Annotated in this window: 18 protein-coding genes; 6 read left to right on the top strand and 12 right to left on the bottom strand. The window is 42.0% G+C overall.

Features of this window, described 5'->3' with window-relative positions:
- Positions 1 to 15: 15 nt before the first annotated feature.
- The 3 genes from BV372_RS07660 to BV372_RS07645 all read right to left on the bottom strand — a co-directional run bounded on the left by BV372_RS07660 (position 16) and on the right by BV372_RS07645 (position 3961).
- Positions 16 to 1185, bottom strand: a complete 1170-nt coding sequence (locus BV372_RS07660; protein WP_086685503.1) for a sugar phosphate nucleotidyltransferase — start codon at positions 1183 to 1185, stop codon at positions 16 to 18.
- Between the two features lie 226 nt (positions 1186 to 1411).
- Positions 1412 to 2242 carry a segregation/condensation protein A gene (locus BV372_RS07655; RefSeq protein ID WP_086685501.1) on the bottom strand — a complete coding sequence of 277 codons (831 nt, stop codon included), beginning with the start codon at positions 2240 to 2242 and terminating at the stop codon, positions 1412 to 1414.
- A 618-nt stretch (positions 2243 to 2860) separates the two neighbouring features.
- The gene (locus tag BV372_RS07645) at positions 2861 to 3961 is read right to left on the bottom strand and encodes an AI-2E family transporter (RefSeq protein WP_086685497.1); all 1101 of its coding nucleotides are present in this window, start codon (positions 3959 to 3961) and stop codon (positions 2861 to 2863) included.
- A gap of 233 nt (positions 3962 to 4194) precedes the next feature.
- On the opposite strand from BV372_RS07645, the gene pdxH reads away from it, so the two are divergent.
- A complete protein-coding gene (pdxH, locus tag BV372_RS07640) occupies positions 4195 to 4839 on the top strand; it encodes a pyridoxamine 5'-phosphate oxidase (RefSeq protein WP_086685495.1) in 645 nt (214 codons plus the stop codon).
- 446 nt (positions 4840 to 5285) lie between these two features.
- Here pdxH and BV372_RS07635 read toward each other — a convergent pair whose 3' ends face one another.
- Together BV372_RS07635 and BV372_RS07630 are read right to left on the bottom strand one after the other, a co-directional pair.
- A complete protein-coding gene (locus BV372_RS07635; RefSeq protein WP_086685493.1) occupies positions 5286 to 6224 on the bottom strand; it encodes a DUF3153 domain-containing protein in 939 nt (312 codons plus the stop codon).
- A gap of 83 nt (positions 6225 to 6307) precedes the next feature.
- The gene (locus tag BV372_RS07630; RefSeq protein WP_086685491.1) at positions 6308 to 6829 is read right to left on the bottom strand and encodes a tetratricopeptide repeat protein; all 522 of its coding nucleotides are present in this window, start codon (positions 6827 to 6829) and stop codon (positions 6308 to 6310) included.
- A 187-nt stretch (positions 6830 to 7016) separates the two neighbouring features.
- On the opposite strand from BV372_RS07630, the gene BV372_RS35085 reads away from it, so the two are divergent.
- The gene (locus BV372_RS35085) at positions 7017 to 7568 is read left to right on the top strand and encodes a hypothetical protein (RefSeq protein WP_143845014.1); all 552 of its coding nucleotides are present in this window, start codon (positions 7017 to 7019) and stop codon (positions 7566 to 7568) included.
- Positions 7569 to 7698: 130 nt separating this feature from the next.
- Here BV372_RS35085 and argB read toward each other — a convergent pair whose 3' ends face one another.
- Positions 7699 to 8595, bottom strand: coding sequence for an acetylglutamate kinase (gene argB, locus BV372_RS07625; protein ID WP_179198010.1), 897 nt, complete (start codon positions 8593 to 8595; stop codon positions 7699 to 7701).
- Positions 8596 to 8917: 322 nt separating this feature from the next.
- Here argB and BV372_RS07620 point away from each other — a divergent pair, with 322 nt between their 5' ends.
- Entirely contained in the window at positions 8918 to 10318 is a 1401-nt protein-coding gene (locus BV372_RS07620) for an ABC transporter substrate-binding protein (protein ID WP_086685487.1), read from the top strand.
- A gap of 179 nt (positions 10319 to 10497) precedes the next feature.
- Here BV372_RS07620 and BV372_RS07615 read toward each other — a convergent pair whose 3' ends face one another.
- Positions 10498 to 11049 carry a shikimate kinase gene (locus BV372_RS07615; RefSeq protein WP_086685485.1) on the bottom strand — a complete coding sequence of 184 codons (552 nt, stop codon included), beginning with the start codon at positions 11047 to 11049 and terminating at the stop codon, positions 10498 to 10500.
- 147 nt (positions 11050 to 11196) lie between these two features.
- Positions 11197 to 12834: an ATP-binding protein gene (locus BV372_RS07610; protein ID WP_086685483.1), complete on the bottom strand. Its 1638-nt coding sequence runs from the start codon at positions 12832 to 12834 to the stop codon at positions 11197 to 11199.
- Positions 12835 to 13301: 467 nt separating this feature from the next.
- Here BV372_RS07610 and BV372_RS07605 point away from each other — a divergent pair, with 467 nt between their 5' ends.
- Positions 13302 to 13496, top strand: a complete 195-nt coding sequence (locus BV372_RS07605; protein ID WP_086685481.1) for a hypothetical protein — start codon at positions 13302 to 13304, stop codon at positions 13494 to 13496.
- 8 nt (positions 13497 to 13504) lie between these two features.
- Here BV372_RS07605 and BV372_RS07600 read toward each other — a convergent pair whose 3' ends face one another.
- The 3 genes from BV372_RS07600 to BV372_RS07590 form a co-directional block, all read right to left on the bottom strand.
- The gene (locus BV372_RS07600) at positions 13505 to 14191 is read right to left on the bottom strand and encodes a hypothetical protein (protein WP_086685479.1); all 687 of its coding nucleotides are present in this window, start codon (positions 14189 to 14191) and stop codon (positions 13505 to 13507) included.
- Between the two features lie 279 nt (positions 14192 to 14470).
- The gene (locus BV372_RS07595; protein WP_086685477.1) at positions 14471 to 15091 is read right to left on the bottom strand and encodes a flavin prenyltransferase UbiX; all 621 of its coding nucleotides are present in this window, start codon (positions 15089 to 15091) and stop codon (positions 14471 to 14473) included.
- A gap of 16 nt (positions 15092 to 15107) precedes the next feature.
- Positions 15108 to 17462: a ribonuclease R family protein gene (locus BV372_RS07590; protein WP_086685475.1), complete on the bottom strand. Its 2355-nt coding sequence runs from the start codon at positions 17460 to 17462 to the stop codon at positions 15108 to 15110.
- A gap of 1038 nt (positions 17463 to 18500) precedes the next feature.
- Between BV372_RS07590 and BV372_RS07585 the strand changes: the two genes are divergently transcribed.
- Positions 18501 to 19394, top strand: coding sequence for a hypothetical protein (locus BV372_RS07585; RefSeq protein WP_086685473.1), 894 nt, complete (start codon positions 18501 to 18503; stop codon positions 19392 to 19394).
- 167 nt (positions 19395 to 19561) lie between these two features.
- On the opposite strand, the gene clpP is transcribed toward BV372_RS07585, so the two are convergent.
- Positions 19562 to 20167, bottom strand: coding sequence for an ATP-dependent Clp endopeptidase proteolytic subunit ClpP (gene clpP, locus BV372_RS07580; protein WP_086685471.1), 606 nt, complete (start codon positions 20165 to 20167; stop codon positions 19562 to 19564).
- Between the two features lie 413 nt (positions 20168 to 20580).
- Here clpP and BV372_RS36090 point away from each other — a divergent pair, with 413 nt between their 5' ends.
- Complete coding sequence (locus BV372_RS36090) at positions 20581 to 20736, top strand: hypothetical protein (protein WP_179198009.1); 156 nt, start codon at positions 20581 to 20583, stop codon at positions 20734 to 20736.
- Positions 20737 to 21090: the final 354 nt, after the last annotated feature.

The following is a 21090-nucleotide window of genomic DNA, read 5'->3' as shown; positions in this document are numbered from 1 at the left end:
ACTTTGGACTCTTGACTAACTAACAGTAGTATTGAGCAATTCTGCGATCGCTTGTCGCTCAGCTGGAGTATGAGATGGCGGTGTTTGACGGGCATCGGTAATTAACCAGTCTAAAGCCGCCGCTTGAACGTCAATAGTTGCCCCAGTTTTATCGACGCAGTAACGTCCAAACACGAGTTTATCAACCAAGCGGACTCCCGGGCCCAGACGTGACCATTCAAAAATCACGCTGTTTTCTACAGTCGCACCACTGCATATCCAACAGTTGGGGCCGATCATCGCTGGACCAACAATTTTGGCTCCGTCTTCGATTCTGGTCATAGCACCGATATAAACTGGGCCTGTAATATCCACTTTGTCCCAATTTACAGCTACATTTAAGCCCGTGTAGATGCCAGGCGCAACTTCATACCCAGGGATTTGCACATTTTTAATTTCTCCTAACAGCACACCCTGAATTGCCCGCCAGTAGTCTGGTACTTTACCAATATCTACCCATTCAAAGTCCATAGGGATAGCATAAAAAGGTGCACCAATTTCCACGAGTTTAGGAAATAGCTGGCTTCCAATGTCGTACTCTACTCCAGAAGGGATATACTTAAATACTTCTGGCTCAAAGATGTAAATACCTGTATTGATGTTGGTGCTGAGAGCTTCTTCTGTTGAGGGTTTTTCTTGGAAAGCCTTAACACGTCCATCTTCATCAGTAACCACTACACCGTAGCTCGAAACCTCTTCCAGAGGCACAGATTTCGTAATAATAGTAGCGATCGATCCTTTTGATCTATGCCACTTGACAGCCGCTGTTAAATCTAAGTCAATCAACGCATCACCGCACAATACCACAAAGGTATCGTCGAAAAACGGGGAGAAGTCTTGGATACGCCGCATTCCCCCAGCTGAACCAATTGCTTCTCCAACTAGTTTACCGTCGTCATCAATTTTGCCTTCAAAAGAATAGGCAATCTGTACTCCAAACCGCTGACCATCACGAAAATAGTTTTCTATTTCTTCAGCTAAATGGCTAACGTTGACCATAATTTGGTCAAACCCATGCTGACGTAACAGTTCCAGTAAAAATTCCATCACTGGCTTTTGCAGGATAGGAATCATCGGTTTGGGAATTGTATAGGTAATCGGACGGACACGAGTACCCTTACCCGCCGCAAGAATCATCGCCTTCATAAAGATTTATTCCTCAACCACAAGCCAGTTTACTTTCAACGAGTTATACTTCATTGGTTTATTGTTTTATTCATCCCTGATAGCACAAATTAGGTGAATTTGCTGGTTGTTGCAACAAGCGGTAGAGTGAAATAACAAGCGATCGCTTATATATTTAATTTACTTAGATTTTAGAGTTTGCTGATGCAACAGTGGTAAATGATTTAGCTTGCCGGGTTAAAGTTGCTCAGTTTATTGGCTGCTCCAAGGGTTGGCAGGTGCTAGCTGAATCTATAAGTAAGCGGATTTTAATTTCTTGGTAAAACTCCTCCTGCAATAGTTCTACCTTGGATTGAGCTGATAGCAGTAGCAGTGCCCAGAAAACACTAACTAGGTGGCTGTGTTCTGATACATGGGCTGAGCCATTTTGGTATGGTTGTTTACTTTGAGTCCATAACTCCACAAGCTGTTCTAAATTCAGCCAGTTTTGCTCTAAATGTAACTTTGTTGCCGAAAGATGCAACACTTGCTCTAGTTCTCCAGCTACTTCCGTCAGATTTTCCTGGTGAGCCAATTCTAGAGCTGCACGCATAGATTGGACAGTTGGCTGACGCCGAGCACGGACAGGTTTGCTAGTTTTCTGTACAAGTTTTAGCTGATTCGCCATGATCTGCAATTGCTCAATTAACTCTTGCAGAGTCACGCGACGTTTCGGTGGTGGCATAGCTGCTGGACGACGACGCAAGTGATGCTCTAAAGGCAGGCGAGGGGTTGAAAGTAACAACCCATCTTCACTTTCTAGCAGGGCTTCATCTAGTGTAACTGCTTGTTCATCTGCGGCTGATTGTAATTGCATTAAGGTGTTGGCTTTAAATAACACCAACATTGATGCTGATAAGAAAGCCTGTCCAGATTGGGACAAGTCGGCTTCATAGCCCCTTGCTGTGGACTGCGGAGCCATTAGTTCTAAGTAACGGTCAATCACCTCAATGACCTGGACGTCCCAAGGATCAATTTCTCCTTGCTCAGCTTGGTGGATCAGAAGTGTAATTGTTTCTAATAGCTCGGATGCATCCATCAATTAGTTTCTGTAATTAAGTTAAAAGTACGTAGGTTAACAGTGGAATTATAGAATGAGCAATTATGCTTCTTTGGTGAAAGCATCACTTGCTAATATCTAGATAAAATTAGCACAAGGCTTACCAGTTGCATTAAGAATCAAAACTTACGTAAGGAATTATACTTAATTTTTCCCAAAATATGCATTCAATCTGATTGTGAATTCTATTGTCAGTCATTTTGAAATATACGTTAATTGCACTTTGACTAGCCAATGCTATAGTTCCCCGCTGAGAAACTCAAGTATAATATGATGTTTTTATAATTTAATCTAAATAAAAAGCAGTAATTTAGAATACTTTTTTTGTAAAAATGTTAAGTATATTTGGTTGAGCAAGATGAGTAAGTTAAATAGAAATTTGATGAAATTGAAAGTAACAACCTGAGTGAATTGCAATGGCGCGATGTCTACGACAAGCCCTTCGGGTTCAGCAGTTGCTTCAAGCCGGGAAACCCGTCCAACGCACTGCTTCACCGCTCCGCGTCTACGCTGTGTGCAATAAAATCTGATTCCAGAGGCTGATGTGGTTAGCTCAATTAAATTACAATTTTTACTCTCAGGATTACAAAGATTTTCTTAAGTTTTGCCTTCTTCATCACAATCAGATTCATAAGTAAAAGTAAAAGGTGATACAAATTCACCTGATTGGCCGCTCTTAATAGCATCAAAAGTGCCTTTGATAGTACCGGCAATCGGGACAGCAACTAGTGTTCCCAACAAACCAGCGATTTCAAACCCCATCAAAATAGCAACAAAAATCCAGATCGGGTTAAGTCCAATAAAGTCGCCGAGTAACTTAGGCGCTAACAGGTTATCTTTAAGCTGCTGCATTAAAATCGCCGCCACAGCAACTTGAACTGCTAACCACCAATTTTGTAATAGCACCAATATTGTTACTAAACCAATACCTAGAGTTGCTCCCACAAAAGGAATTAATTCACCTATGCCAATTACTATGGCAAACAATAGGGCAAATGGAACCCTGAGAACTAAGAAAATCGGAGTTAGGGTAACTACCATAAATAGCCCCAATAACAACTGACTGAGGAAAAAATTCTGAAAATTTAATCGTAAGGATGCGGTTAAGGGGATTCTAATATTAGACGGTAATAGACTGACCAGACCCAACCAGACGCGATCGCCATACAGGAGCATGTAAAACGCCAGCACGACTACTAATACCAAATTTAGCAATCCTGATAATAGCGTTCCCGCAAATCCTACTGCACCAGAAGCTAGCTGCTGCACTAAATTTTGAATATTAGCATTAATTTGATTACTTACTACTCTCAAATCTATGGGTAAACGCCGCTGTCTTGCCAACGCCTCCACATGCTCCAGGTTTCTTTGACTGCTGCTTAACCAATCAGGGATTTTGTTCAACAGTTGAATTGTTTGGTCAATGAGTATCGGCACTAATGTTACACCGAGAATCACCACCAGTGTTAAAGTAACGAGCAAAACAACGATCACCGCCTGAGCGTGAGTGATCCGCGCACGTTTAAAAAATTGAACTGGGTAATTTAATAAAAAAGCCAGAATTGCTGCAATGCTCAGGATAGTGATGGGATGCTGGAAATAATGAAACAGTACTGAGAGCAGCCAGACATTGAGAGCGACAATCGGACCGCTCAGACCATAAATTAATAAACGTTGAAGGGAGGCTGAACGGCGCATGATACCTATTTTGGATTTTAGATTTTAAATTTTAGATTGTGGATTGCAAGCCTTGATTGCAAGGCTGATCCAGTGAGATCAAATACTACCTATCCCAATTTGGTATTAAATGCAATCTTTTTTCGAGTCTCCTAGAAAAAATTTGCTTAACTGGCATTGGTGCCAATCGCCATATTAGATATTTTGAACACAGACGTATCTACGCATATTCGATCGCAAGGAAGTAAATCACGATGCATCAACCCATTGCCGACCTTCGCAAAGATTACACATTACAAGATTTGAGCGAATCTGAGGTTGACCCTAATCCTTTTATACAATTTAAACAATGGTTCGAGCAGGCATTGTCAGCCCAACTTCCTGAACCCAATGCTATGACTATAGCAACCGCTACACCAGACGGTAAGCCCTCGGCCAGAATGGTGCTACTCAAAGATTTTGATGAACGGGGCTTTGTCTTCTTCACCAACTATAACAGTCGTAAAGGGCAAGAACTGGCAGAAAATCCCCAAGCAGCATTGGTTTTTTGGTGGGCAGAATTAGAACGCCAAGTTCGGATTACTGGACGGGTGGAGAAAGTTTCGCAAGCCGAATCAGATCGGTATTTTTACAGCCGTCCCCAAAACAGCCGCCTCGGTGCATGGGCATCTAATCAAAGTGAAGTGATAGCCAGCCGAGAATTCCTAGAGCAAGGCTTACAAGAGTTGCAGCATAAATATGAAAATCAGGAGATCCCTCGCCCACCTCATTGGGGAGGATTGCGAGTAATTCCTACAGAAATTGAGTTTTGGCAAGGAAGGTCAAGTCGCCTGCACGATCGCTTGCTTTATAGTTGTTTAGATGATGGCAGTTGGAAAATTGAGCGGTTGTCTCCTTAATCAGTGCTGAGTAAAAATAACGCCCGCAGGCTAGAAGCCTTATCGTTGCCCACATCTTTTAAATCTCCCGCTTCGTTGCCGTCCCGCCTTGGAATCAATTCCAAGGCTAATAGTTAAAGTCTACTGAAGTAGACTAAGTAAAGATTTCAGTCCACTTGAGTGGACTTAAGCTATTAGCCCTGAACTTCAGTTCTGGGCGAGATGACACAACAGCGCGATAGTTTGACTGTTACAAAACTCTGGGTAATGACAAGGGCTAGAAGCCTGGGGCTAAAAATCCGAAGCCTGCGGAGGCAGGCTGAATTTCTGTAGCCTGCGGAGGCAGGCTTTGTTCGAGTAGCCGCACCCTTCTAGGGTGACGGCGGGATTTCAGCATAGTGAGGAGTATAAGTCCTAATTCGCCAAGATCCATCTTTCAAAAAGTCGGGGATCTAAATTGAACTACTTTATTCAGCAACAGCACTTTGAGAAACTGCTGGTTTAGGCGCAAACTGAATCCTGGGATCTGGCATGAATGTGTATCTCAGATACAGTCCACCCCAGACAAACAAGGCAATCAACAGCGCACCAATACCGAGAGGACTCGGAAGCCAGAAAACTACTTCTATATGGTTTAATTCCCCAGTTCTCAGTTTCCACACCAACTGATTTTTGTTCTTTTCTGGCTCGATCGCATTTTCGGCGATGGGAATGTTTTTAGCTCCGAAAGGAGTTTTCAAGCTAAAATCCAAATCGAGAATTGAACCTGTGTTCGCTAGGACATTACCATTACTGGCAATCAAAGATAGCGATCGCAAATCCAAATCATAAATTAAGCGATTGCGCACAAAGAGTAAAAAGTTATTCTGCTCTATTAGCAAGTTTGATTCAATTTTCGGTAATTCTGAATCAGATCCAGACTGTACGGATTCAGGTTTTTGATTGGTGCGGGAATTAAAAAACTCGTTAAACTTCTCTTGCAGTTCCTGCCCGTTACTAAAGGGAACTGTCACAATAATTTCTTCTGGAGAAATCCGTCGAGTTTTTCCTTCTAGTTTCCGTGCGCGACGTTCTATGCTGTTTAACCATTCATACACGTAATCGCCACTAAAACTCGTGAGCCGTTCTCCTAACTTAATATGTTGCACCAATTCGCCGTGATTGGAGTTGTCAAAGTTCACTCCTACGTCGTACTGGACACAACCAGATAACAGCAAGGATGCTAACAGTACCATCCACAAAATAGGTTTGGGGATTTTGGCGTTCCGGCTGTTTCCCGGAGTAGGAAAGTTGTGGTTAATCGACTTGTAACCAGCAAATTTTGTCAACAATTCTGTTTTTTTACTCACAAAACTTAATGGTCTAATTAACCATACTAAAATCTTTCCTAAAAACGACCAATTCATTAGTATAAATCTCCGAAACTAGGGAATATTTAACCAATCTTTACTTCTAACGCTTGGCACTGTTGATGTAAAGAAAGTTTTCCTTAAAAACTCAACCAAACCAAGTAAGAAAGCATTAATCCAATGACAATTAACGCTAGCCAGATAAAGCGATTATCTCTGGTATTGACTTGGCTGAGATCAACAAATTCCGGTTCCGCAGATTTCTTTTGCCCAGAAGATTGGCGAGGATTGACAGTTACACGAATTTGGGACTCATTTTCTGGTAATTTTCCCAAATCGGGAATTTCGGTCATCCACTCGCTGGGTCTTTTGAGTTTTGGTGCTTTTAAGATGTAGAGTAAATGTCGAGCTTGCTTGTTAGTTTCTGAGTAGGGATGACGTTTAAGTTGTTCGCAAAGTGCGATCGCATCCTCTGTCCTTCCAGCAGCTTCATAAGCTGTCACTAGCCATATATCCACTTCACCCCCAAGGCGAGAATTGCGCGACAAGAGAGCGCTGGCTTTTTCCAGATTTTCTACAGCTTCTCGGTATTGCCCATTTTCAAAAGCAACTCTCCCAGCTTGGTAGCGAGATTTGGCTATTTCTAAACTTTCTGTATTCACGTTCTACACACAAATTAGTACTGCTTTAATTTATTTTGCCAATGTCAGTAATCTTTGTGGAATCTTTAATGAATCTGGCAAAATTAGATTAGATAGACATTTAAAATTTTCATTAAGTAGCTACAGGTATTTATTCGGTGTTTGTAGCTATTAATTCCAGGTTAACAAATTTACGGGGAAGCAAAATATGAATAACATCAAGAATTGGCTGGGTGCAGGTGTGACTCTAGCATTGATGAGCGCTACAATTGCCCCCGCTGCTGCTCAAACAGTGAGGATTATTAATGGCGTCGTAAAAGAAGTACCAGCTGAGAGTTCGTATATTTACAGTAGCCCGATTGAGACGTCCATACCTCTGAATCAAACCGAGAGTTCGTATATTTACAGTAGCCCGATTGAGACGTCCATACCTCTGAATCAAACTGAGAGTTCGTATATTTACGGTAGTTCAGTTGCACTTCCAATACCTTTAAATCGGGTAACGAACCATAGACGGTATAACAATGATTTCTACTATGGCCGTCGCTCTAATTACTACCGTCCCAGAACCACTATTTACTCTTATCCGCAATACCAGCGAACCATCATCAATCCGAGTATCACTTATCCGAATATGGTTAATCCCATCTTCCGCAACGTGCCGCTGAGAAATCCCGTGTTTGAAGAGCGTTCTAGGTATCATCGATACCATCAACCATTTAGGGGAAGAGCGCGGGGAATTTTTATCTATCCACGTTAAGCTGAATTCCATCTCTATAGGGAATGGAGTTTCAGAGCTAGAAAGTACCTTGAATTGGGTGAAAATACAGAGCTAGGTGGGCAATGCCCACCATCCAAATTCTCCTCCTTGTCCCAGCCTCCAGTCCTAATTAGGACCTAAACTGCGAACTGAGAATCATTGTCCCAATTCCAACGTCGGTAAAGATTTCCAGTAGTAAAGCATGGGGAATGCGACCATCGATAATATGTGCGGCTTTTACTCCTTGAGCAAGCGATCGCACACAACAATTCACTTTCGGAATCATCCCACCACTGACTACACCAGAGGCAATCAAATCACGGGCTTCAGGAATATCTACTTTTGGAATCAAAGTTGACGGATCTTTGTAATCTTTTAAAATTCCTCTGGTGTCAGTCAGTAGAATTAACTTTTCTGCGCCTAGTGCTGCTGCTATTTCCCCAGCTACAGTATCAGCATTAATGTTGTAGGCTTGTCCTGTCTCATCTGCGGCGACACTTGAGACGACGGGAATATAGCCATTGCTAGCTAAAGTTTCCAAAATTTTGATATTCACATTGCTAACTTCGCCAACAAAGCCTATACCTTCTTGGCCTTGGGGACGAGCTGTAATTAAATTACCATCTTTACCACAGAGTCCTACTGCCAAGCCGCCAGCTTGGTTAATCAGCTCGACAATTTCTTTATTAACTCGACCTACTAATACCATTTCCACCACATCCATTGTGGGGGCATCAGTAACTCGCAGACCATTCTTGAATTGCGCTTCAATTCCCAGTTTATCTAGCCAACTGTTAATTTCTGGCCCGCCACCGTGAACGAGAATTGGTCGCAAGCCGACGCAGGATAAGAATACAATATCGCGGATAACTTTATCTTTGAGGGTGCTATCTTTCATGGCCGCGCCACCATATTTCACAACCACAGTGCGACCGGCGAATTGTTGAATATAAGGTAGCGCTTCACTTAGCACTTGTACACGAGTGGCTTCGGCTTGCCTAATGTACTCAGTATCGTTGACCATTATGAGAAGCTTTAAAGAATTAACACCTATCCAGTCAGTGTAGAAGACTTTGGAACTGGTAACAATCTCTTACGCAAAATTCAAGTATCACATTTGCTATTAGTATATTTATCTACCAAGTAATGAAGCTTTGAGCGTCTGATTCAGAATAGCAAAACTCCGGTACAGATCTGTTTTGTAAATCAGCATAAAAAAATTATGCTGATTTTGTTTCAATCCAGATATTAGTAGTAAAACAAGCTTACTTGTATTGCCAATTTTCATCTTTTTAACTGTAGTTAGCAGATTAAGTAATAATTCTAGCTATCACTGTATGAATTAATCTATGAATTCTCAAAAAGAAACCAAGCTGCTGATTCTATCTCTGCTGTTTACTACTGCTGTGCTAGGTTTTGGGTTGTGGTTGTGGAATCAACTTTCAGGAAAAAGTTTAAATTCCTTATTATCAGGTAATAATGCTCAATCAACTTCAGATTCTACATCAGGACGGATCAGTATAGGTGAAAAAATTTTAGTAACTGCTGACACTAGCCCGGATAAAGAAGCAGGAGTACAAGCCTTTGCTAGGGGTGATTTTGTCACGGCTGCTGCTAAGTTAAAAGCATCCCTACTCAAGAATCGCAACGATCCAGAAACCTTAATTTATTTAAATAATTCGCAAGTTAAAAATAGCAAATCTCTAAAAATTGCAGTTAGTATCCCAATTGGTGGCAATCTAGATGTTGCCAAAGAGGTTCTGCGGGGTGTAGCTCAAGCTCAAGATGAAGTGAATCGCAGTGGTGGCATCAATGGTAAGCTTTTGCAGGTGGCGATCGCAAATGATGATAATCAGCCAAACCAATCGCAACAAATTGCCACCGATTTTGTCAAAGATGCCAGTATTTTGGCTGTAGTTGGACATAATTCTAGTAACGCTTCCATCGCTGCTGCGCCAATTTATCAGCAAGGAGGGTTAGTGATGATCTCTCCTAGTAGCACTGCGCAAAATCTTTCTGGTATTGGTAGCTATATATTTCGTACTGTTCCCAGTAATGGCGCTTTCGCTGAACGCCTCGCTAGCTACACGATTAAAACGGCGCGTAAAAACAACATTGCTATTTGTGCTGACTCCAAATCGATTGATACTCAATCTTTCAAAGATGAGTTTATCAAAGGTATCGTCGCTGGTGGTGGCAAAGTTAATTCTACAAATTGTGACATTGCTAGTGCCAATTTCGACCCCAATACGGTGATTTCTCAATTTATCAGTAGTGGTGCGAATGGTTTAGTCTTAGCTCCCAATGTGGATAGAATTAACAAAGCTTTAGAACTAGCAGCCGCAAATAACGGCAAATTAACATTATTTGCTAGCCCCACACTTTACACATTTCAAACGCTACAGGTGGGAAAAGCTGATGTTAATGGTTTGGTGCTACCTGTAAGTTGGCATCCTCAGGCAATTCCAGGCAATCCTTTTCCGCAAAATGCTGTGAAACTTTGGGGTGGTAATGTCAATTGGCGCACAGCAACAGCTTATGATGCCACTATAGCGATCGCTAAAGGTTTACAACAAGCTAATACCCGCGATGACTTGCAAAAGGTGCTGCATAGTTCCAGTTTCTCTGCCAATGGTGCCACAGGCAAGATTCAATTTCTACCATCAGGCGATCGCAGTGGCACAGCTATATTAGTTAAGGTGCAACCAAGTAGTAAATCTGCTACTGGCTATGACTTTGTGCCATTGTAGTGCTGAGTGCTGAGTAAAGAGTAATTGTCAGCTTCATCGGCGTACCCTGCGGGAAGCCGCCCAAAGGGCGTCTATATCGGCGGTTAATTATTCACTATTTTGGACTTTTTCAACTTTCATCTATTGAGAAATTCCATGATTTTCTTCTTTCTCAGAACTCAACACTCGTTACTCAGTAGTTAGTTGTAGTGAGAAACAGGCTTTTTCAAAACGCTAGGAATAGCTTCAACCACTCTAGTAGCAATTTGTTCTGGTGTTTCCCCTGCGCTGATGGTAATGTGCAAATCTGCTTGAGAGTAAAGCCGTTGTCTTTGTTCGAGAAGCGATCGCAATTTGCCTTGAGGATCGACATCTTGCAGTAATGGCCTTGTGCTATCTTCTTGCAAGCGGCTATAGAGTAGCTGTACTGGTGCGTCTAGCCAAACAATCAAACCGTGATGCAGGTAACTCCAGTTTTCTTGTCGCATCACAATACCTCCACCAGTGGCTATAGTCAACTTGGTAAAAGCACAAACCTGTGCTAGCACATCACTTTCCAACTGACGAAACACCGCTTCTCCTGACTCGGCAAATAGCTGATTGATAGATTTTCTAGCAGCTTGAACAATAACATCATCAGTATCTACAAATCCATAACCTAGATGTTTTGCTAATAAGCGTCCTACTGTCGTCTTACCACTACCCATCATGCCAATTAGGTATAGGTTAACCCCTTGCAATAAGCTACTCACGAGTCACTGTGCTCCAGTTATAAATTGTCTTAACTCTTATCTTTTAACTTTAACAGTTCTCAGTTATCAAAGCTTCATTGCTTGCTTAAACCACACTAATCAGTAGAAATCGGGTTTTATGCTTTTAAACTCCGCTAATTCGCTGATTTAATATTCAATTTCCGCGTTGAGTCCATTATCTCTAATATAATTTTTGAGGTGTTCTGCAAAAATTGTATGACTCATAAATAAGTTGCCATCTTTGTCTTTGCTTAATTGAAAATTTTCTTCAATTAATCGTTCAACTATATACTCCATCAAAACTGGAGTCAGGGAAAAGCGGGATGCTTGTTTTTCAATCAGAGAGCGTCTTTGCAATAATTCCATACCCTCTAATATTAATCTGCGCGACATTTGCGGCGATAATCCTGGTAGTATTATATTTCTTTGTAAATCTCTAACTGACATCAAACTCGGATGCAGGGATAGCCAGTATAATAGGTGTTTTTCTAACTGAGACAAACGATTGAACTGTTGATCGAAAATGCCTCTTATGTTGCCAAAAACAATAGTTCCCTGTTCTATAAACTCAGCTATATTTCCATCAAATAATTCTTGAATTGTACTAGCAATAAATTTAATAAATAAAGGGTTGCCAGCATACCGTTCAAGTAATACTTTACATTCCTCCAGTGAGGATTTATTGATTAATCCTTTAGCTTTGAGAATTAAAATACCTTCTTCTGGATTTAAACCGCTTAATTTCAAAGAACGAACAGGTAATTGTTCTCCTTCAAGAGCAGCAATTTCCTGAGGTTTTTCTCGACTTGTAAATACTACACAACTTTGATGTGGCAAATCTCCTAATCTTCTAATTAGCTCGCCGTAACTCTCATATCCTTGACGATACCGGATTGGGGTAATCAACTGTGTATCTGTATTTTTTATACCAATGCTACTAGCTGACAGAGTAGGGTATTCTTGTAGCCCATCACTATCACCACAGCCTAAAATCGAGTCTACATGATCCAATACAATTAAACACCGACAAGAACGCAAACGCTCAATCAGTTGCGAAATTCTACTTTCTAGGGTTTCTGCAATATTTGTATTGGTCGCTGGAGATAGAAGTTGAATCAGTTGATCTAAGAGTAGCTCTAGAGGTGGCGCAAATCGTAGCGATCGCCAGATAACATATTCAAACTGATCCTTAATCTCTTCTAGAAGCTGAACTGAAAAAGCAGTTTTACCAATTCCGCCCATACCCAAGATTACCAGTACCTGAGAGCGCTCTTGCCCAATCCATGCTTGAACTTGAGCAAGTTCTTTCCGCCGCCCGTAGAATACACTGGTATTAATAGATTGACTATTATTTTGGCTCAAAGTTGATTGATGAGACAATAAATCCAAGTCCATATCTTTGTTGACTTTGATTGGACTAGTTACTGGTTGTAAGTGAAACCAACCTTTTTTATAACCAGCCTTTTCTAGCAAATGAGTCACCCGACTCCAAGTTTTAACTTTTACTGAGTCTCCCACCTGATTACTCAGCATTTCTTCTATATATTTATATAGTCCGTTAGAAAGATAAACTCTCACAGTACTGCTACTGCCACTTTGGTAAACTACCTTGGCAATTTCCGCAGGGCTACAACCACAAAGCAGACCTCTGAGGAATTTTTTTTCTACAGGTGTCAAAGCTTTTCCCTTGGCTGATGCTAAATCTACGTATAATTTTTCCAACTCCCAATTATTTTTAGCTTCTATAAAGTCTTCTTCTAGGCGATGAGAATCCTCTGCTGCCATTAGCGTTATTTATGTAATTAAAGTAACTCAGGCAATATATTAACGATTCTTTTATAAAATCAGAATAAATTAACGATGAATTTCTAACGAATTTAATAACTATCGTTAGGTGACTAGGTAGTTGTTGCTTGGTTATCTTTGGCTTAATCGAAATTTAATAAAGATTGTTTGAAACTTTAAGTGAACAAATCCTGTCTATCTAAATAGCTAATACTCTGTTTGCTGGGAAGATATTAGTTTTACAAAATACTGTGTTTCTACTAACACAAGACAAGCAATGTAAAATTGACTTCTTGCAAGCTTTTATTCCTAAATCTGGCAGATAAAGGTGTAAATGATGACTTACTTTCTAACTATTAATTGTACAAAAAAGTTTTGCCAACTTGGCGGTTTAGTCACAAAAACTACTGTAAATTTCACCTGAGTCAGTCCAGAACAATAAATGTGGTATGTATGAGGTGCCGATGATGACTCGAATTCGTGACGTTGTGCAAAAAGCTTTAGCAAGTGGCTATCTAACTGTGGAGGCAGAAAATCAATTACGGCGTCTGTTAACCACTAGGTATGATTTAGAAGATTTGAATGCTTTCATGACTTTGCAGGAAGCCGCTATGAATGGTAATGTCAGGCAGGAGTCCCGCGAGCGTTGTGGGATTAAGTAAGCCTGGCTTTAGCGACGAGGTCGCTCATCCTCGGAATCTTCGTCATCAAAAAAACCCCAATCATCATCATCATCAGCTTGATTAGTAGTCGGGGGTTGGTAGGGGGGGATAATCACTCGATAATCAGCATCGTAAATTGATTCAGTTTTTCCGACTGCTGTATTTTTCGGCTCGCGGTAGTTGTAAGAGTAAACAGAACCAGATTGAGAAGAACTTTGAGGTTGTTGTTGACGCTCGTAGGTTTTAGAGTCTGCAAAATCTTGAGTTTGTTGTCTAGTCTGAGATGCTTCTTGTGGCTTTTCATCAAAGTTCCAGTCATCATCTTGGGTATTTGTATTCCAATCATCAAAAGCATCACTGGAAGTATTCTCTGTTTTACTAGCTGGCGGTGGCGAACTAGGAGGAGGAGTAGATTGTGGCCGATAGGTTGTCTTAGTCCGTGGTGAGGCTGCTGCTTTAGAGCGAGTTTGGCGTTGTTGTCCGCCAAAATAAGTTGATAGTTTAAATAAAGTAGTAATGAATAGAGATGTCAAAGCACCTGCGGTAGTAGCAAGTAACATCCACATGGCCAGTGGTAATGGTTGAGTCCGCATACCTAAAAATACTAACGATATGACAGGCGACCAATTTTGGGTTAACAACAGCGTTAGTCCCCCCAATATAGCCACCAACAGAATTAAGCGAATTACAGTCATAGCAATTTTGTCAGTTGTCAGTTGTTAGGTGTCAGTTGTCAGTTTTTTTAGTATTGGCCATATATTACTGACAACGTAAAGGCAATTAGCTATTAGTTATGCTCACATCTTGCACCAAAATCTGGCGATCATAATCGGGAAGTGACCTTTTGAAAATCTGTTAGTAAAGCTTCAAAACATGAGGTCTGTGATTTTTGATTGCCAAGTGCAAGATGTGAGCATTTCTATCATTACCTTTTTCGGACTACCTGAAAATTCATGATGAATTCTTGACGGTTCTTAGGGACGACCTTGCCATCGCTGAATGGGAATGCAGTCAATATCAAGTTGATCTAAAACACGAGCAACTACAAAATCAACTAAATCCTCAATGGTTTGAGGTTTGTGATACCAAGCGGGAATCGCAGGGACAACTCGAACTCCAGCTTCTGCCAAAGCAGTTAAGTTACGTAAGTGAATTAGGCTAAAAGGAGTTTCCCGGGGAACAATCACCAACTTCCGACCTTCTTTAAGCTGCACATCCGCTGCTCGTTCTAGTAGATCAGAACTTAAGCCAACTGCTAGTTTAGCAACGGTACTCATGCTGCATGGCATAACAATCATGCCTAAGGTACGAAAGGAACCGCTAGCAATCCCAGCGCCAACATCGCTCCAAGGATGACAACGTAGTTTACCAGAAACGCTGACTTCAGCTTGCTCGCGCCAGAATTGCTCTTGAGCGGCGGTTTCTGCGGGCATTCGGATGTCCTGTTCCGATTGCCAAACCATGTAGGTTGATCTGGAGGCAACTAGTTCAATTTGATAATCTGCTTCTAGCAAAAATTTGAGAGCACGAACGGCGTAAATCAAACCAGATGCACCGGATACGCCTAAAATTAAAGGAAGTGTATTATTTGCCACTTTCGTGATACTTGAGCTACTCATCCTCCTCGTAAGGTTCCAAGTCAGTAGGATCGAGATGGGATGCTAAGTAAATGTCTGATAAATCATCATTCTGGCTGCCGATATCTAAACCTTTAGCTACACCATCGCTACCAACGGTTACTAAATCGATTTGCTGACGGTAGTAATCGACACTTTTTACTTGTACAGAGACGCGATCGCCTAGTCTGTAAGAAGCACGATTTTTCCGCCCAAATAAGGCCTGTTGTCTGGCGCGATATTCATACCAATCGTCTTTGAGGGAACTGACATGTACTAGCCCTTCTACTCGCAACGGTACACCAAGATGACCGCTGGCTTCCACTTCCGCGGCTGGGACTTCAATTTCTACAAAGAAACCGTAGGATTGCACACCAGTAATTACTCCCTGAAAAACTTGGCCGATGCGCTGTTTCATCAGTTGAGCTTTTTGCAGTCCAGCTAAATCGGCTTCGGCTTCTTGAACTTCTTTCTCCCGGTCATTAATTTGAATAATTACCCGCGTCAAATCGCTTTGGAGTTCTTGTTGCAATTCTGGGGGTAGGACGTTCCAATTAATTTCCATGTGGGAAGAGGAGTGGCGCAGATTCACACGTTCTCTGACACGGGTGTTACGGCGATCGCGTCCGTGTTCTAGTAACGTGTAATACACTCTCTGCAAGAGCAAATCTGGATACCGCCGCAAGGGCGCACTAAAGTGGAGATATTGGGGTAGTGCCAGTCCAAAATGCGGGCCTTTGGTGGTACTGTAACTGGATGGCTTGAGGGTGTCCTGCAATAAGTAAGTTAGCACTTGCTCAGATGCAGATTCTACAAAGGCTCTGGTTAAGTGTTGATAATCTAGGGGTTGGATATCTACTTCTGACTCAAGCGCCAGTTCCACACCAAGATTGATCGCCAATTTCAGCATTTCTTGGACATCTTCAGCATCGGGTGTACCCTGGACTCGCCAAATGGCTGGGACTCCCAAAGCGCTGAAATGACTTGCTATTAGTTGATTTACCAATAGTACTAACTCTGTCAACAGAGAATGCACGGGTAAATCATTTACCACCACAGCTCCCAAAATCCCCTCATCGTAGTAGGGGTTTTGACTAGGTGGCAAATTTAACTGCAAACTACCACGAGCCAAACGCACCTGTTTCACAGCTTTCCGTAATCCTTCCAGGTCTTGCAATGTCTGAACAACCTCTTCAGATTGGTCTGAAGATTGACCTGTGAGAATCGCTTGGGCTTGTTGTTTATTGAGGGCGGTATCTACGTTAATGACGCTGGGTTGAATTTCCCACTCTTCTATCTCTCCTGATTTGGGGTCGATAGTAATCAAAAATGAGAGAGTTAAGCGATCGCTACCAGCTACTAAAGAACAGCGATCGGCTACGGTATCTGGCAACATTGGTAGTACTAATTCTCCCAGATACACTGATCTACCACGCTTCAGTGCTTCGCGATCAAGCGCTTCGTCTGGTTGGATATAGTGGGAAACATCGGTAATATGTACTCCCAAACGCCAAAAGCCATTGGCAGTTTTTTCCAAACTAAAGGCATTTTCTACAACTTTCGGGTCACCGTTGACCCCCGCAATGGTGAAGGTGAATAAACTTCGTAAATCGAGGCGATTTTTCAGGTCTGCTTTCAGTAGCCTTTTTGGTAACTTAGTAGCTGCTTCCTGAACACCATCAGGGAAATTACGGGCTAGATCGTGCTTACAGGTGACCAAATCTATATCAGCAGCGGCTTCAGCGTCGCTACCGAGGATTTGCACCACCCGACCCAGTGGGGGATATTGTGCTAGGGGGTAACGTAGCACTTCTACATGGGCCAGGTGATCGAGGGCCTGTTCTAATTTCATGCCATTTGTTTGCAGTTTAAGTTCAAACAGCAGGCGATCATCGAGAGGAACGGCACGAAAGCCACTTTCTACTTGCTTAATCCGTGCCAGTAAAGTGTGATTAGAGCGTTCGAGAATCAGCTTAACTTCGCCTTCGGGAGAACGGCGACGACTACCTTCTTTGAGAACTCTTACCAATACGCGATCGCCATTCCAAGCATTACTGAGATGGCTTTCACGGATGTAAATATCCTCAGCACCTTCCACATCTTGAATTGCGAAGCAAAAGCCTTTACTAGAACAACGGAGTTTTGCTTCGATCAATCCTTCTTCCACAACCCGGCGATACTTGCCGCGTTCCTTCACTAAAATCCCGATTTTCTCTAAAATATCAAGGGCAATGTGAAGTTTTTGTAAACTAATTTCATCCTCGCAGCCAAGTTTCTTTTCCAAAACTTTACGAGCTACCAATTTATCATCGGTGAAATTGGCAAGGAGTGTAGCGATTGAAAATTCCATGCAGTGAACCGACCTTTGGTCAAAACATCATTTTTTTTTAATCTGGTTGTTTCCTGTATACCCTCACGGACTACAGACACTAGCTAGAAACTAAATACCCGCAAGCAGGGATTCTGAAGTTCCAAGGGAAGGAAGCCGACCCACCCTGCGACAATCCGCAGAAGTGTCTACATTCTCACTGCACGACAATCTCAGAGTTCGTCTGCGTTTAAGTTCCTTCATCCAGTCCAACTGACAAAGCACGCCTGATAAGATTTTGCCCCACGAGGTAATTACGCGACCGATTTTTGAGAGGCTTGGTTGGTAGAACTATCCATGCTACCCAAAAACGTTATACAGGGGAACAGGTGTTTAATTGTCTAGACTCAAGTACTTTTACGCCATTAGACTCTGATTTTTAACTAGGAGAAACTGCCGATAAACCTAACTTTCCCATATGTAGAATCGGTAACAATTAGGTAAGCAGCTTAACAGGCAGTGAGGGCGAACCTTATCTTCATTATTGTAGATTTAGAGCGCACTTCCAGAAAATAGTTCTGCATATCGAATTGGGTAATTAGTATAGCATTGAAGGCGATCCTACTCAGATTTAGCCCTCAGTAGCTAAAAATGTTCTCGCAAAAGAGCTACTGCTACAATCGGGACACAGGAGTGAGGTGCAAACAGTACTTTGATCCATGAGCGCATGGCAAAGTAGATCATCTCTAGCCAAAGTGTCAACTCAAGCCAAGCTTTTTGAGAAATTTAGGCTGGAGAGGATGTCCAATCCTAGTAGTCAACCAAAGTAACTTTGTGTGGTACGTAGTAAGTACTCTTTATGCTTCAGAGAGCGTTCAAGCACTCAATACATACCTCGCAAAATTTGTTTGGCACAATACTAGTACATCACGCTAGAAATCAACATATCATCTGAAAAAGTCTCAAGAGCTACACAATACAATTCTTTTGACTTTTGACTTACTCGGCAGCGGTACTAGCTTGTATACATAGGTAGTATCAACCCCCTTATTCAACAGACTTAAAATTGGTGGCAGTATTATGTTGGCTCAATTCCAGAGCTTGTATCCCAAAGGTAGTCTTATTTCTGAGTTAGTGCAAATTTTTCAAGGAAAATATATTGTCCGTGCTAGCGTGCAAATTGAAGGTGTGACCCGCGCCACCGGTTTAGCAGCAGCAGAAACAGTAGAAGCAGCAGAAGACCAAGCACGAAATCGGGCGCTGATGGTTTTAGGAATAGCAAACGCGCCTCAGGGAACAGTGGCGTTTTCTCCACAACCTACATCGCAGATGCAGGCTAATCCTTCCTTGAGCAAAACTCACGGGTCGAATGACTCTGCTTATGCTTCTGCAAAAGAGACAGACTTTGTTAACAGTGAGTGGTCAGTAGCAAGTAGTAAGGAAGTATTGATACCGGCCTCCAGTGGACAGCACAACCCATCAAATTCCGTTACCAGTGACAAGGAAAAATTACCAACAGACAGCTACAGCACAAGTAAAAGTGAGATCTACAGCCAAGACTTAGATCAGCATTTTCCGATAACTACAGATCTAGAAGCTCAATTTGATACCCCAATCGAAAATTTGGAAATTACATCTCGTAACCAACCAGAAAGTCAACCTTTACCAGTGATTACGGCTAGTAATGTCACCCCATTTACACCCCGCAGTTATAGTTCCTCAGATGATGTAGGTACGCCAACAGCGACAGGGAAGAAAAAAAAGAAAAGCGAACCCGTGGATTCTTCTGATGTAATTGCCAAAACTGATGTTGAGCTTCATCGCTTAGGTTGGACACCAGAACAGGGACGGGAGCATTTAATTAAAACTTACGGTAAACGAGCGCGGATTTTGCTTACAGAAGATGAATTACACAGTTTTCTCAAATATCTGGAATCCCAGCCGACACCAAAAGACCCGTTGATGGGATTTTGATCAGTTTGTCTATTTGTTATTTGTCATTTGTTATTAACAAAGACCCCCCTTAACTTTTCCTCGTTGTTAGTGAAGAGGGTTGAAGGGGGGTTAATGGCATAGATGAAGGTCTATAACCACCAGTCAATTACAACGAACGACCAATGACAGTGACCAATAACTTATAACTAAACAACAGCCATTGGTCGGCTACCTGCGGAGTGGCGGTCAATCACTTGGTCAATTAAGCCGTAGTCTCTAGCTTCTTCTGGCGACATGAAAAAGTCGCGTTCAGTATCTTCCGCAATGCGCTCAAGGGGCTGACCCGTATGTTCGGCTAAATAGTCGTTTAACCGCTTTTTGTGGTACAAAATTTCTCGCGCCTGAATTTCAATATCAGTTGCTTGTCCTTGAGCACCACCTAGAGGTTGATGAATCATAATCCGGGAATGGGGTAGACTCATCCGCTTACCCTTAGTACCTGCACTGAGTAAGAAAGCACCCATGCTGGCTGCTAATCCGGTACAAATGGTACAGACATCAGGGCGAATATGCTTCATAGTGTCAAAAATGCCCATACCAGCCGTCACCGAACCGCCTGGAGAATTGATGTACAAATAAATATCTTTCTCCGAATCTTCAGCATCTAAAAACAGTAGTTGGGCAACAATCAAGTTCGCTATGGAGTTATCAACCTGTTGTCCTAAAAAAATGATCCGCTCACGCAACAGCCGTGAGTAGATATCAAAGGCGCGTTCGCCGCGACCCGATTGTTCAATGACTATAGGAATCATGCAGCCTGCTTGTAGCTATTTAAATCCATTTTATCGAGGACAACGGCTAATTGCTGTCTCTCACTACAGTAGAGCTTATTTTTTCTTTGTTTGACAAAGAAGATTAATTTCAATGGGCACTTTTTATCCGTAGGTTATGTCTTAGTAAGTATCACCCAATCATCAGTAGTCACTAACCCTCTAATTTTAGGGTCTGCTGCACAATATTTGTGGCTTAGTGACCAAAGTAACCAACACATCCACATTACTAGTGGAAATTTGTCAAGTATTGGTAACTTTTTAAACGCTTTTTCAATATTACTATGGGTAATTATCCGGAATATTTATCAAAATCCGGTAATTCGATAGTAAGGGGTGTAGTTAGAGAAACCAATTTTATCGAGAAAAGCTGTCCACCAACAGGGAGACCTGCCATGCTGGAAAAACTTATGCAAGCCGCCATCATCACCTTTTTACTCCACCTAATAGCAGGACTTAGCCCAAATAGTAGAGTTGAGACAAAGCTAGCAACACCTTTGCCGGAAACACCATCGGCAATTGTTAGCTTGCTGTTTCCTTCTTTGCGGTAACAAGATTTTGTGAAGTAACACGCAAGAGTTCTGCATTCGCTACACTTATGGGTTCTTGACCTCAGCCACTACAATTGCTGCTATAAACTTGCCCTTTTAACTCATCTGGCTCACGCTTGATATTGTTAAAAGGGTAAGTTTTTTTATACAGGATTTTTTTGCGCATACTGCAAAGTAGAACCCGCATGGTTGGCGCAAAAGCGCAAAGAAGAACCAGAGAAAATATTTCCCTTGAATAACTTGTAGCGATCATCTGCATGGATAACTAACGCTTTTCTATGACACTTGAGAGAGAATAATCCAGGCGATTAGAAATCGCGGCTAAACAAACAAAGTCCGCCTGCGCGGACTAAC

The organism is Nostoc sp. T09 (genome assembly GCF_002154695.1).
Lineage (GTDB): Bacteria > Cyanobacteriota > Cyanobacteriia > Cyanobacteriales > Nostocaceae > Aulosira.
The sequence above is the reverse complement of the archived record's forward strand: the minus strand, read 5'-3'. Positions and strand labels throughout refer to the sequence as shown.

Coding starts and splice junctions, on each gene's coding strand:
- BV372_RS07660 (WP_086685503.1), bottom strand. CDS start 1,185: ATGAAGGCGATGATTCTTGCGGCGGGTAAGGGTACTCGTGTCCGTCCG.
- BV372_RS07655 (WP_086685501.1), bottom strand. CDS start 2,242: ATGGATGCATCCGAGCTATTAGAAACAATTACACTTCTGATCCACCAA.
- BV372_RS07645 (WP_086685497.1), bottom strand. CDS start 3,961: ATGCGCCGTTCAGCCTCCCTTCAACGTTTATTAATTTATGGTCTGAGC.
- pdxH (WP_086685495.1), top strand. CDS start 4,195: ATGCATCAACCCATTGCCGACCTTCGCAAAGATTACACATTACAAGAT.
- BV372_RS07635 (WP_086685493.1), bottom strand. CDS start 6,224: ATGAATTGGTCGTTTTTAGGAAAGATTTTAGTATGGTTAATTAGACCA.
- BV372_RS35085 (WP_143845014.1), top strand. CDS start 7,017: ATGAATAACATCAAGAATTGGCTGGGTGCAGGTGTGACTCTAGCATTG.
- BV372_RS07620 (WP_086685487.1), top strand. CDS start 8,918: ATGAATTCTCAAAAAGAAACCAAGCTGCTGATTCTATCTCTGCTGTTT.
- BV372_RS07610 (WP_086685483.1), bottom strand. CDS start 12,834: ATGGCAGCAGAGGATTCTCATCGCCTAGAAGAAGACTTTATAGAAGCT.
- BV372_RS07605 (WP_086685481.1), top strand. CDS start 13,302: ATGACTCGAATTCGTGACGTTGTGCAAAAAGCTTTAGCAAGTGGCTAT.
- BV372_RS07600 (WP_086685479.1), bottom strand. CDS start 14,191: ATGACTGTAATTCGCTTAATTCTGTTGGTGGCTATATTGGGGGGACTA.
- BV372_RS07590 (WP_086685475.1), bottom strand. CDS start 17,462: ATGGAATTTTCAATCGCTACACTCCTTGCCAATTTCACCGATGATAAA.
- BV372_RS07585 (WP_086685473.1), top strand. CDS start 18,501: ATGTTGGCTCAATTCCAGAGCTTGTATCCCAAAGGTAGTCTTATTTCT.
- clpP (WP_086685471.1), bottom strand. CDS start 20,167: ATGATTCCTATAGTCATTGAACAATCGGGTCGCGGCGAACGCGCCTTT.
- BV372_RS36090 (WP_179198009.1), top strand. CDS start 20,581: ATGCTGGAAAAACTTATGCAAGCCGCCATCATCACCTTTTTACTCCAC.